Raw genomic sequence first — 13,531 nt, 5'->3', positions numbered from 1 at the left:
TAAAATCATTTAAATCTAAAAACACGAACATTACTCTTTGTTCAAAAATTGATCTAAATAATAACGCAGGTAACTTTTCTTGCCCGTAATCATCTGCAGGCGACCTTCCACCCCGTACCGAAGTTTTTCAGTCTGCTCCGAAGTCAGATTAGTCTCCGCCTCGATTTTAAAGAAATTCCCTTTTTCAGTCTTAGTAGCTGTTGCATCAATACTTGTAATAGTAGAATCTAGGAAAAGTTGATTCTTGGCATCATGAGTAGTCGTATAGCGAACAGAATCACCGACCTTGATCCTTGCTACATCTTTTGAACTGAGATAAGCTGTTAGTTTGGCTTTCCTTTCTTTTTCCAAGGATGGATAGAGTTGAGCTAGTAGGGTACCTTCTGCTACCATGGTAGAATCACTGGTCTCAGGATTAAGATGAAGCACCCCATCCTCACTCGCCATAATTTTCCCCTTGTCTAAAAGACTTCCCTGTACCTTCTTACCTGATTCTACCTCCAAGATTTTCTGGTCTAGAAGGGTCAATTCCTGACCAACCTTAGCCAAATGTTGAGATTTAAGGGACTCTAATTGACTGCTTAATCCTGATGCATAGGCTTGCTGAATACCTGAACCTGCATACTGGACACGGTAAGTAGCAAGACTAGATTCTAACTGAGAAAGCTGTGCTTCAACCTGTGCAACAGCCTGAGCCTTAGCTTGCGGATTTTCCTCCCCCTGAGACTTGTAAGACTGGTAGAGAGAGTAGGCTAGATTCTGACTGGCCAAGGAAGTACCTGTTTCAATAGCTGACTTAGCTGTCTGGTAATCGCGAATTTTAGCCTCTGTTTGACTGATGAGGTTCCCGATTTCAGCTTGGGTTTGACTAGCTGCTGCATTCTGAGATGCGATGGTCTCATTTTGTTGCGATGTACTAGCCCTAAGACTGCCTGCTTGGCTGATGTAGTCGCGAAAGGTGGCCTGGTAGCCAAACTTATCCTCCTCTGGAAAGTAATCCGTCCCTTCTTGCAGGCTCTTTTGCAAATACTCCAATTGCTTTTTTTGATTCTTTAACATGTCCAACTGACTGGCATAAGACTCCGCTTGAACACCTTCTGCCCCTTCCTGATATTGAAGCAGAAGCTCCCCCTTCTTAACCAGCTTATTTTCTTCCAAATGATTGACAAGAATACGATTGTTGCTAGTTGACTGGATATTTGCAAGGATACGATTAGGCTCAACAGTAGCTCTAGTTGACAAACTCATCTCCTTCTCTGCCAAAGTTGCAAAGCCAAGTAAAAACACGAGCAGAAGGGACATGGGTACAATCACCCGACTAGAAAAATTATGGTATCGACGATTATAAAACTCCGCACTTTCTAAAAATTCTGGTTTCATCCTCTCCTCTTTCTAGCTATTCACCAAATGGGCGTAGAAGCCACCCTGTGCAAGCAAATCAGCATGCTTTCCTTCTTCAACAATCTTGCCTTGATCCAAGACAACAACCTTCTCTGTCCGCTCAGCAATGGTCAAACGGTGAGCAATAAAAATCAAAGTCTTGTCTAAAGCCATGAGATTATCAACAATTCGCTTCTCTGTCAAAATATCCAAACTACTGGTCGCCTCATCCAAAATCAAGACAGGGGCATCTGTTAAGAGAGCACGCGCCAGAGCGATTCTCTGACGTTGCCCACCTGAAATCCCTGCTCCATCCGAAGTCAATTCCGTCTGGTAATTCAGAGGCATGCGCTCGATATCCTCCCGAATCTCTGCCAATTCGACCGCCCGTAAGATATCTTCCTGTGTCGTCCCCTCCTTGGCTCCCAAAAGAAGATTCTCCAAAATCGTTCCGTTAAATACATAGGGCTGTTGAGGCAGATAGTTGATATACTGGCGCAGGGCCTTTTTGTCAATCTGATTAAGATTGACACCACCCAGACTAATCTCTCCTTGACTTGGGTCGTAAAAATTAACCATCATCTTGGCCAATGTCGTCTTACCTGACCCTGAAATTCCCACAAAAGCCACCTTAGAGCCTTGGGGAATAGTCAAATTGATAGCCGACAAGACGTCTCGACCATAGCCATACTTGTAATGAACCTGCTTGAAGGTCATATCTCCCTTCATCAAGCTCAAATCCTCAACTGTTTTCTTCTCCTCAAACTCAGAAGCTACCAGATAAACTTCATTCAGACGGTTATTGGCAACCTGCGCTGTCTGAAGCTTGGTTTGCAGATTGATGATATTTTCCAAAGGATTGGTAAAGTAAACCAGCAAGGTATTATAGGTAATCAACTGTCCCAAACTCATCTTGCCATCCATGACCAGAACAGCTCCCATCCAGAGAATGCCGACATTGAGTAAGAGATGGGCAACTTTTTTCAGAGCCTTTTGCTGACTCTCTGCCCGACTATAGGTAAAGGATTTTTTCAGATAATCCACAAATTCCTTGTCAATTTTTTGGTAACGCTGACTTTCACTAGTCAAAGACTTGATAGTCTCAATACCATTGATGTCCTCAATGATAGAAGAAGACAGAACCGCATTGGCTTCCATGGTATCCCGATTCATCTTTTCAAACGGCTTCATAAAAGCAAAGATAATCACTGTATAGATAGGAAGTGCCAATAAAGTCATGAAAAAGAGATTGGTATTTTGTGAAAATAAAACAAGAGAAATAATGACAACCGTTGACACATCTAGGAAAATCGAAAGGATGGTCGAAGCCAGCGCATCGATAATACTGTTAGCATCCGTGAAACGAGACACGATTTCCCCTGTCCTGCGTGTCGCAAAAAAGGACATAGGTAGGTGAAAAACATGCTTGATGTAGGACAAAATCACATCAATCGATAAGCGTTGCCCCAAAACAAGTAAGAGATACTCCTGAGCGTAAGACAAGATCTGCTGAAGAATATAAACAATCACCAGCCCAATAGAAATAATCCCCAACGTCGAACGCATCTGATCTGGCACATAGGTATCAATGATAGACTGCAAATAATAAGAACCCACAATGTTAATCAAGGTTACCAAGAGTGTCGCCAAAACGATATTGGCAATCAAGCCACGCTGCTTCACTAATATAGGGATAAAAGAAAGAAGACCATTCTTTTGATCCTTATGAGGCTTGTAGTCTGGACTAGGTGCCATAAAAAGAGTCACTCCTGTCCATTCTTCCGCAAAACGCTCACGTGGCAGTTTAGTCAACTTCACCCCAGGATCTGGATCAGCAATATGAATGCTATCCTTATCCTGCCCAGTCACCACATAGTAGTGGAGCAATTTCCCTTCCTTAAGCACATGAGCAACAAAAGGAAAAGTCAAATCTGGCAAGTCAAAGAGCGTCATATCCGCCTTAATGGCCCGCGTCTCAAAACCAATCTCCTCTGCCACCTTGACCAAGCCCAAAGCCGTCGTCCCATCCATGGTCGTCTTAGCCAATTCACGCAAGTGAGCCAAAGAATAATAGCTACCATAGTAGCCAAAAACCATGGCTAATGAAGCTACACCGCAGTCCATCTGATCCACTTGCGGACGATAGTGACGTTTCCCAAATTTCATATTCATCTCCTTTTTCCTAATACTCATCTGATAACAACTATCTTACCCCAATCACCAAACAAAAACTGGACTTCCTCCCCAAATGCGCCTATCTCCCTCCCAACTGCACTTTTTGGATAAAAAAATAGGCAGAACAAACGTCCTACCTACTAAAAATATGGTATGAAAGGAAATTGATTTTTTACTGACACCCTAGGCAATCTTGGAACAAATAAATCATTGATAGTAACATTCACGACATCCTATTTATTACTACAATTTCTAATGTCCCTGTTATTTCTAAGCCACCTCTGGTATGATCTATTACTAGTCAGAATAGATAACACCGTTCTAAATTACGATTCATAGTTACTCCTTTTAAACTCCGATGTGATGCATTCTGAGATTATACCCTAGTCATTTTAGCGCAGACTAACAAGTCATTCTTAGCTACTTACTCTACTTGCTTTTTATTGACCTTATATCCTAGATAAAAGAGCCCAAATAAAACAGGGTAAATTTCTGGATAAAATAGGGTATTGATCGGATTTTTCAAAATCAAATACGTTGCGATGTAGATTATGAGCGATACGGTAAAATAACCCTCAGCAAAACCTAATAAAAATGTTTTCATGTTAGACTCCTATTTACCTGATAAGAAATGGCGGAAAGTTCTGCCATTCACATGCACAAAATCCCTTTGATTCAGATTCATCATTTATATCTTTGATTATTTTTTGACAAATCTTTGCGAAAAATACCAAAATATCCTGCGAAAAGCAAACCAACCAAAGTCCATTGCCAATTAAAGGATACTAACGAACCTGTACGAATCACATGAAGCGCGACATTAAGAGTTATTCCCAACAAAGGAAATATCGTGGCTAGTTTAGGTAACAATGTATTGAGATTAAGGTTGCGATTATTCATTATCTAACGCCCACGACGAGCCAAATCTGAACCAAATGTGTAACCAGCCCCAAATGCGCCAAATGCAATAGCACTTAGGCCAAATATAATCGAAATAGGTTCAATTCCTCCTTCAATTACTTGCAAATCTTTCTCATCAACTACTTGAAATTTATCCATTCTTTTCTCCTTTACTTCTATATAATAAAATGAATACCATTAAAAACAATGAAATTGTTGGTATATTAAAATCATCAAACCATGTAGGTAAGGGTAGCTTATTCACATCAGCTACCAACCTGATAATTGTATAAGATATTGAACTAAGTAATACCATAAGCTCAGGCCAAATCTTCAACATTAATTTAACAAATTTCATATATATCTACAAAATTATGGTCGATTAGCATAATATCCTGCAGCTATACCCGCACCTGCTGAAACTGTAGCAAGCGTAGCTACACCTCCAATTAATTTCCAACCAATAACTACACCACCAATAATAATTGGTGCAATTCCTCCATCTACATTCATCAACTCTTCTTCTGTAAGAGCTACAAAGTTCTGTTCCATTTTGTCAAAATTTGTCATCTTTTTTCTCCTTTATTTCTATTTTTTAGTTTACGATTTCTGGCTCTTAAACCATTTTAAAAACCAGAATAGATAAATTACTGAATTCCTTTTCGTCTCACTTATCTATTTGAGAAGTGATTTAAAATGAACAGGTAGATTTCATTTATTTTAAATACCATTTGATAAACCATGGCAATAAGATTGGTAAATACATCGCGTAGTCTCCTTCCTTTTCCTCTTACTTATCTATTCGAAAAAAATTTCGAAAATGTACAACTAAATTAAATTTTATTTAAAAAATAATTTAATGAACCACGGATACAAGATTGGTAGATACATAAACCAGACTCCTTTCTGTTTCCTCTTGCTTATCTATTCGAAAAAAATTTCGAAAATGTACAACTAAATTAAATTTATTTGAAAAATAATTTAATGTACCATGAATAGAAAATTGGTAGATACATGAAGCAAACTCTTTTCCTCTTACTTATCTAATCGAAAAAATTTCGAAAATGTACAACTAAATTAAATTTATTTAAAAAATAACTCAGTGAACCATGGATAGAACATTGATATAAACATGAACTAGGCTCCTTTCCTTTTCCTCTTACCTATCTATTCGAAAAAGAAGTCAAAAAAATAAGAATATCAGAAAATTTTCCGACATTCTTATTGATAAACTCATCCAAGTCTAACAGATATTAGACATTGAGATGTTTTTTAAGTGTTCTTCTGGCTGTCCGTGATACGGGGAAATGCAAGCCTTCTAACAAGGTCACTTCTGTGGCAGTCATCTCTTCAATTGCCTGTAAACTGACTAAAGTATTGCGATTGGCATAGACAAAGTAATCTTTTTCAGCCTTGGCAGCGATATCCTTGAGACTGCCATAAATGGTCTTGATAGAATGATTGGCATAATAAACCTTGATACGGTGGGATTCCACTGAGGTTTCAAAGGCTAAAATTTCATGGTAGGGCAGAGTAAAGCCACGTCTTCCCTCAAAACTATAGGTGAAGAGACGCATATTTTCCCTCTTGTCCACTGCCAGTACATAGTCCAGACAGCGCTCCAACTGATGACGGTAATCTTCCTCTGGCTGATCCTTGGAAATAAAATCTAAGGCAGACAAGTGATAGCGAAAAGCTAGAGGCAAGGCCTCCGAGTGAGTGGACACAAAGACAATGCTTGTAAAGGGATCTCGCTCCCGAACCTGTTGAGCAACCTGAAAGCCCCGTTCACGCTCTCCATCAATCTCTAAATCTAATAAATAGAGCTGATAATGGTCAAAATACTGAGAATACTTTTCAACGTCCCCATAGTTTTTGGCAATATCAATTTCCAATCTTAAATTGCGAGAGCGACCAATATCTAGTAAAGTCTGCTCTATCCGTCCTTGCTGGACTCTATCGTCTTCCAAAACTAAAATTCTCATTCCTCTCCCCCTCGTTTCTCATCCTTAAATGGCAATTCTAAATCTTGTCTAAAAGTCGTCTCTCCTAGCTGGGTATCTAAGTTTAAATCATAATGAAAAACCATATCCTCCAAGGTCGCTAAGCCCAGTCCACTGTGGTTACCCTTGGTCGAATACCCCTTTTGACTGAGAATGCTGGGATTCAGTTCTTCTTTCTTACGAGTGTTTTCAATGATAAAACGGACACTTCTATCACCTGCCAACAAAGCAACCCGAATCTGCGGATTTTCAGCCTCACTGGCTGCTTCCAAGGCATTTGTCGTAAGGATAGAGAGGATCCGAATAGCCTCCAACATCGGCAATGCCAGCTCTTCGACAACCCCCACCGTCTCCAAACTAAAATGAATTCCCTGATTATCTGCCACAATCATGGCTTTTGCCAAGGTATTGCGAATGGCTATATCATGGATATTGTGGAGATTAAAAGCTGTGTAATCTGCCTTCCTCAGCTTTTCATTTGTCTTTAGAAAGACATCTTGATAAATGGTAGACACCTCAGCCATATCTTGATTCGCTATGGCAGGCTCCATACTGGCGACAATTCCTGCAAAATCATGACGAAAACCTCGAACCTCATCATAGAGATGACCCAGCTTGTCCACCATTCCTTGCAAGGAACGATTTTCATCTTCCTGTCTCTGAATGGTCTGCTCATCACGATAAACCTGCTCCAAATGCTTGATGTAAAAAAGCCAAGAGAAAAAGAGAATGAAAATCAGAAGAGAAATGGTCGTGTCAAAACGAACGTAGAAAGGATTACATCCCCCAGACATGATGGATGAAAACAGTCTGAAACCAAACAATAAGGATAAAATCCACATACTTTTCATCACTAACGATCGAAATTTATCTAAAAATAATATATTGAAATCAATTCCCCATCGTCTTAAAATGACAACAGACAAAAACAACGAAATCAAACTAAATACAGAATTAAATCCACTATGCAAAAAATCAGATAGTTCAGAGTAGTCAAATATCAATCGTATTATAAATGTCAAAACCAAATATCGAATACTTTGATAAAACACAAATAGATAAAGTGCAAGAAAGAGAGCTTCCTTCTTCTTTTTCTTTAACACAATCCAAAATATTATATAAAAGAATAATAAATTGGCAACATGCGAGAAACTCGGAAAAACGAAGGTAGCAAATAGCTTAAAAACTACCAAAAGAAATATAGAACGTTTGTCATAAAATGCTTTAGAGAGTTGACTACCTAGATAAATCGGAGGAGCTAAAATATTGATTAAAATCAATATAAACACTAAAAATTCAAGTAATATAATCATAAATCCGTTTAATTAACCCATTAGTAGCAAAACACTAGCTTTGCTTTGGGAATAGATATCACCAACTGTAAATATCTTCAAATTGTTCCAATTCTACAAATGTATTTTTCATTTTCATGACAAACTCCTTTTCATAATTTTATATCCTCTCTATCCCCTTATAAATCTACAAAAGGCCCTAGTTTCTTTTAAATACAAGAAATCTAAAGCCTCTTGAAAATGATTTGCACGTTTTATTTTTTATATTCGTTGTGAAGATTGCTTATCTATTTATTTTACCACAAGAACCTTGTAATATTCATACTTATTTGGCTGTGTAATCTTAATTTTTTGACCATAGAAACCATCGATTTCTTTGTCAAAATAATCTGAAAATCTTGATGGCAAGCGTTTCATCTTAAGAACCTCACCAGATTGGTCTGCATATACAAGTAAGTGATGGAGGGTTGTAGCCATACCATCATCAATCAGTACAAAGTAACCTGTTTTGAGCTTACCTTGTCCATTATCTAAATAGTATAGTTTATTGTTATTGATTGTAAAGTTAGTAGATGGAAGTCTAAGTCGTACACCTGGGTCTTCTAGATAAAGATCATTGCCGACTTTTTTGATTTCTGATCTAGTTGTCATCTCTGGAAGTGGTAATACTCTACGACCATCTGCTCCAAAGTAATATCGACCTGGTAGGTTTTGGAAATTACGAATAACAGCTTTAGGATCAATTTCTTGTCCTTCTTCTTTATTATCCACTAAAGCTAAGGTAGTATTTGCAACCTCATCCCCATATTTGTCGGAAAACTTCTTGAACTCAGGTTTGATATACCAAGTGTTTTTATCCACGATAACATCAGTAAAGTTATTTCCGTCAAATTTTGCTGTAATCAGATATTCATATCCATCGCCTAAACGAACAATGTCACCATGTTTATAAGGGCTATTTTGTAAAGTGAACATATGGCCATCCTTGCTGAGAATATAGCCTGTGCCATCACTAGAATTTATAACTCTATCAGAGGCCATTGCACCTGATTGTTCAAAATAATACCAATTACCATCTATGAACACCCAACCTGTCATCATAGAACCACTAAAATGAAGATAGTACCAAGTAGACCCTTCTTTGTACCAACCAGTGCGCATAGCGCCACTATCTGCGAGTGAATACCATGTATTGCCTTCCTTGTACCAGCCAGTACGCATAGCCCCACTATCTGCGAGCAAATACCAAGTGTTACCGTCTTTGAGCCAACCTGTCTGCATTTTTCCAGAACCGTCAAAGTGGTACCAAGAACCAGCATTTTGTACCCATTTATTTTTAGCAAGACTGCCATCTTGAGAAAGATTCCAGTCAGCGCCATTTTTAACCCAAGTATCTGCAGCCTGTGCTTGATTGATAGACAATAGTAGACCAGCACCTGCAAGCAAACCAAGTGTAAGTAATTTAGATTTTTTCATAGCCATTTCCTCCTATTCTATAGCGAAATGAACATGACTTCCTAGTAAACAAAGCTGTTCGCTTTTTCGTTTTACTCTGTCAGATAGTTTATTTAACAACAGAAACATTTCCTGTCTTACTATCGATTTTAACAGTTTGACCGTAGAAACCGTCAATTTCTTTATTAAGATAATCTGAAATTCCTGTTGGCAATCGTTTCATTTTAAGAATTTCACCAGATTGATCTGCATAAACAAGAATATGATAGTGATGAGAACTTGGTCTATCATCAATCAATGCAAAATAACCTGTTTTGAGTTTGCCATTAGCACCATCTAAATGGTATAGTTTATTATTATTGATTGTGAAGCTGGTAGCTCCAAGAAAAAGTCGTGCACCCGGATTTTCTAGATAGACATCATTTCCAACTTTTTTAATCTCTGAATAGGTGGTCATTTCTGGTAAATTTGTTACGCGACGACCATCTGCCCCAAAGTAATACCTGTTTGGTAAGTTTTGGAAATTCTTTATAACGGCTTTAGGATCAATTTCCTGTCCTTGATCTTTATTATCTATTAAAGCCAACGTCGTATTAGAAACGTGATCCCCATATTTATTAGAAAACTTTTTAAACTCTGGCTTGATGTACCAAGCATTTTTTTCAACAACGACTCCATCTTTTCTATAAATAAGATGATAATCATACCCGTCAGACAAAGTAACAATATTTGTGATAATTGTATCATCCGCTTGGGATTGTTCAACCTGACTAGGGAGTTTGGTCAACATATAACCATCCTTACCAATGACATAACTTTCTCCATCGCTGGCTGGAATAGCTCTATCTGCGGCCATAGCTCCTGAGTTTTCAAAGTAAGACCATTGACCATTTACAGTCGCCCATCCTGTTGCCATAGCGCCACTGTCTTTGAGGTAGTACCAAGTAGACCCTTCTTTGTACCAACCTGTACGCATGGCGCCACCATCTGCTAGGGAGTACCATGTATTGCCGTCCTTGTACCAGCCAGTACGCATAGCGCCACTATCTGCTAGGGAGTACCATGTATTGCCGTCTTTGAGCCAGCCTGTCTGCATTTTACCAGAACCGTCAAAGTGATACCAAGAGCCAGCATTTTGCACCCATTTGTTTTTAGCGAGACTGCCATCTTGTGAAAGATTCCAGTCAGCACCATTTTTAACCCAAGTATCTGCAGCCTGTGCTTGGTTGATAGACAAAAGCAGACCAGCACCTACAAGCAAACCAAGTGTGAGTAGTTTAGATTTTTTCATAGCCATTTCCTCCTTTATTGAATAGTTATAAAAAGATATTTTTCCATCATAAACATTCTACATAACTCCTAATAATCCTTAAGAGTCAACCAACACCTTCTTTCTATCATCATTGCCCACCCCACACCTTTATGATATACTAAATATAAATATTTTCCTAAAACTTCTACTTTTGGAACATTTTTGGAGGCAAAAATATGCGGTGGGATATTGGTTCAGTTTATAAATACATTCGTAAGTCAAAAGGGATTACACAAAATGAGGTCTGTGGTGACTACATTACTCATTCTAACTTATCTAAGTTTGAAAATAATCATTCTACTCCTAGGTATGATACTATGGAGTTGCTTTTGAGGCAAATTGATATGAGTTTCGATGAATTTCATTATATTTGTCAACATTACCAAATGGATTCTCGTAAGAAATTATTTTCAGAATATTATCAAGTCATTTCTTCACCTAATCTAGAAGAAATGAAGACACTGCTATCAAAATGTCAAATTTATCTAGATGAAGTGCAAAATGATATCCCAATAGAACATGCTGTGAAAGAACTAACCATTTTTATAGAAGTAATTGAAAATCAGTTTTCCGAAAAAGCCGAAGCCTTAGCTGAAGAGTTATGGAAAGAATTGGAAAAAAGAGATCAGTGGTTTCTTTCAGATTTGCGATTATTAGTGATTATCATCTTTCATTTCCCTATTGATTCACTAGAAATGCTACGTCAAAGGCTTGTAAAATCTCTAAATAAATACACAGATTATCGTCCAATTCAAAGTATTCATTACTCCATTCTAGCCAATATGACACGAATGTACCTTGAAGCAGGGAAGAAAGATGACTGTCTATGCTTAATTCAAGAATGTCTTGATTTAGCAAAAATATTGAAACGATACGATTTATTAGGTGTAGCTCAAGTACGTCTGGGAATTGTTAATGAAGATCATACTATGATTAATAAAGGATTATCCTTACTCGAATCAACAGATGAAAGTCGATTACTAGAAGAAATGAAAAGAGAAGTTCGTGATTATTATCAAGTAGATTTTTTTGAAACAGAGACCAAACAGTAACTATTACATTATGAATAAAAGCGAACATGACTTCCTAGTATACAAAGCTGTTCGCTTTTTTCGTTTTACTCTGTCAGATAGTTTATTTCACAACATAAACATTGCCTGTTGAACCGTCGTATCTAACAGTTTCTCCATAAAAACCGGAAAATCCTTTTTCAATATGACCACGGAAATCATTAGGCAAAACTTTCATCTTCACGATTTCACCAGATTCATCTGCATAGCCTAAAATATGGTGATCTTTATATGATAATCCGTCCATAAACATTGTGAAATATCCAGTTACAAGTTTACCATTATGATCATTGACATCTCTTAGATAAAGTTTATTGTCATTAATTGTAAATCCAGATGATTCTAGACTAATAACTGGACTTGAATTTCTAAGATAAAGTTCAGATCCAACTTTTTGAATAGGGAAGTGAGTAGTGAATTCTGGTAGATTCGCAACCTTACGTCCATCTGCTCCAAAGTAATACTTATTTGGTAAGTTTTGGAAATTCTTTATGACAGCTTTAGGATCAATTTCTTCCCCTGGTTTTTTATTATCAGTAATTGCATCTAAAGTATTTCGTTTTATATCGCCAATCTTTTGATAAGAAAAACGTTCAACAATAGGTTTGATATACCAGGCATTCTTTTCGATAACAACTCCATCTTTCTTATGATGAACAAGGTGATAGTCATAACCATCAGACAAAGTAACGATATCTGTAATAACTGTATCATCAAAAGGATCTTGTTCAACTTCACTTGGAAGTCTGGTTAACATATAACCATCCTTACCAATGACATAACTTTCCCCATCGCTTGCTGGAACAGCTCTATCTGCTACCATAGCACCTGATTTTTCAAAGTAAGACCATTGACCATTTGCAGTCGCCCATCCTGTTGCCATAGCGCCACTGTCTTTGAGGTAATACCATGTAGACCCTTCTTTGTACCAACCTGTGCGCATAGCACCACTATCTGCTAGTGAATACCAGGTGTTACCTTCCTTGTACCAGCCTGTGCGCATAGCACCACTATCTGCTAGTGAATACCAGGTGTTACCATCTTTGAGCCAGCCTGTCTGCATTTTACCAGAACCGTCAAAATAGTACCAAGAGCCAGCATTTTGTACCCATTTATTTTTAGCGAGACTGCCATCTTGAGAAAGATTCCAGTCAGCGCCATTTTTAACCCAAGTATCCGCAGCATGTGCTTGATTGATAGACAATAGTAGACCAGCACCTGCAAGCAACCCAAGTGTAAGTAGTTTAGATTTTTTCATAGCCATTTCCTCCTAAAATAGATAAATCCAAAGTAAGAAAATCAAATAGAAACGAAGTCAAAATAGATGTCAGGTTCATGAACCTGAACCACAAGAACTCCTAAAATTTCCAAGAACAAAAGATAGAGACTAGTTTATAAAAAGTACATAGCCATCACCTTCCCACAACTATAAAATAAATCCTTTTTTATATCTACATTATAGTCCTGTAAAAAAAGAAAGTCAATTAAAATTGTGATTATATTAACATTTTTTGTTCTAACAGAAATCAATTGATATTTTCATTTGATCTTCATTTCTTATCTCCTTTTTGGAGATTGATTTTTCTGACTACATTATATCCTTTATTTGTTTTCATATCTCTCCTGTCCCTAGAAAGACTAAATCTGTTCCTAAACGGTCACTTGAACTAAAGAAAAATTCCAAAGCAAATGCCTTGGAACTTCTTATCTTTATTTTGCTTGAATGATTTTAACCACATCTCCTACACTTTGTAGTTGATCAATTTCCTCATCGCTAATTTCGATATTAAATTCATCCTCCAGTGTCAAGATAAACTCCATCAAGTCAACGGAGTCAGCATCCAAATCGTCTTTCAGACTCAAGGATTCTGTCACGACAAAGTCCTCTCCCTGTCGCTCTTGGATAATGGTCACAATACGGTCAAAAATTTCTTTTTCTGTCAT

At 37.6% G+C, this 13,531-nt stretch carries 13 protein-coding genes; 1 reads left to right on the top strand and 12 read right to left on the bottom strand.

Annotation, left to right across the window (positions count from 1 at the left end; all coding sequences use genetic code 11):
* Positions 1-30: 30 nt before the first annotated feature.
* From comB to B7703_RS02785, 10 genes are all read right to left on the bottom strand, one after another.
* Positions 31-1,380, bottom strand: a complete 1,350-nt coding sequence (gene comB / locus B7703_RS02835; protein ID WP_084923537.1) for a competence pheromone export protein ComB — start codon at positions 1,378-1,380, stop codon at positions 31-33.
* A 12-nt stretch (positions 1,381-1,392) separates the two neighbouring features.
* Positions 1,393-3,546, bottom strand: coding sequence for a peptide cleavage/export ABC transporter ComA (comA, locus tag B7703_RS02830; protein ID WP_084923535.1), 2,154 nt, complete (start codon positions 3,544-3,546; stop codon positions 1,393-1,395).
* Between the two features lie 433 nt (positions 3,547-3,979).
* A complete protein-coding gene (locus B7703_RS02825) occupies positions 3,980-4,159 on the bottom strand; it encodes a hypothetical protein (protein WP_000846993.1) in 180 nt (59 codons plus the stop codon).
* Positions 4,160-4,239: 80 nt separating this feature from the next.
* Complete coding sequence (locus B7703_RS10030) at positions 4,240-4,455, bottom strand: bacteriocin immunity protein (RefSeq protein WP_080550793.1); 216 nt, start codon at positions 4,453-4,455, stop codon at positions 4,240-4,242.
* A gap of 3 nt (positions 4,456-4,458) precedes the next feature.
* Entirely contained in the window at positions 4,459-4,614 is a 156-nt protein-coding gene (locus tag B7703_RS02815) for a smi_0061 family bacteriocin-like peptide (RefSeq protein WP_000357248.1), read from the bottom strand.
* 213 nt (positions 4,615-4,827) lie between these two features.
* A complete protein-coding gene (locus tag B7703_RS02805; RefSeq protein WP_084923534.1) occupies positions 4,828-5,025 on the bottom strand; it encodes a class IIb bacteriocin, lactobin A/cerein 7B family in 198 nt (65 codons plus the stop codon).
* A gap of 683 nt (positions 5,026-5,708) precedes the next feature.
* Positions 5,709-6,440 (bottom strand): response regulator transcription factor, encoded by a 732-nt coding sequence (locus B7703_RS02800; protein WP_001221869.1) that lies wholly within the window; start codon positions 6,438-6,440, stop codon positions 5,709-5,711.
* A complete protein-coding gene (locus B7703_RS10020; RefSeq protein WP_000264921.1) occupies positions 6,437-7,300 on the bottom strand; it encodes a GHKL domain-containing protein in 864 nt (287 codons plus the stop codon). Before B7703_RS10020 ends, B7703_RS02800 begins: the two co-directional genes overlap by 4 nt.
* A 741-nt stretch (positions 7,301-8,041) precedes the next feature.
* Positions 8,042-9,226: an N-acetylmuramoyl-L-alanine amidase family protein gene (locus B7703_RS02790; protein ID WP_084923532.1), complete on the bottom strand. Its 1,185-nt coding sequence runs from the start codon at positions 9,224-9,226 to the stop codon at positions 8,042-8,044.
* Between the two features lie 88 nt (positions 9,227-9,314).
* The gene (locus B7703_RS02785) at positions 9,315-10,496 is read right to left on the bottom strand and encodes an N-acetylmuramoyl-L-alanine amidase family protein (RefSeq protein WP_084923530.1); all 1,182 of its coding nucleotides are present in this window, start codon (positions 10,494-10,496) and stop codon (positions 9,315-9,317) included.
* A 197-nt stretch (positions 10,497-10,693) separates the two neighbouring features.
* On the opposite strand from B7703_RS02785, the gene B7703_RS02780 reads away from it, so the two are divergent.
* Complete coding sequence (locus tag B7703_RS02780) at positions 10,694-11,569, top strand: helix-turn-helix domain-containing protein (RefSeq protein ID WP_084923528.1); 876 nt, start codon at positions 10,694-10,696, stop codon at positions 11,567-11,569.
* Between the two features lie 82 nt (positions 11,570-11,651).
* Here B7703_RS02780 and B7703_RS02775 read toward each other — a convergent pair whose 3' ends face one another.
* Both B7703_RS02775 and B7703_RS02770 read right to left on the bottom strand, forming a co-directional pair.
* Positions 11,652-12,845 (bottom strand): N-acetylmuramoyl-L-alanine amidase family protein, encoded by a 1,194-nt coding sequence (locus B7703_RS02775; RefSeq protein ID WP_084923526.1) that lies wholly within the window; start codon positions 12,843-12,845, stop codon positions 11,652-11,654.
* Positions 12,846-13,297: 452 nt separating this feature from the next.
* Entirely contained in the window at positions 13,298-13,531 is a 234-nt protein-coding gene (locus B7703_RS02770; protein WP_000136445.1) for an acyl carrier protein, read from the bottom strand.

It is taken from the genome of Streptococcus mitis, from assembly GCF_002096735.1.
Taxonomy (GTDB): Bacteria; Bacillota; Bacilli; order Lactobacillales; family Streptococcaceae; genus Streptococcus; species Streptococcus mitis_CZ.
Note: the sequence above shows the minus strand (reverse complement) of the source record. Positions and strands in the feature narration are given on the sequence as shown.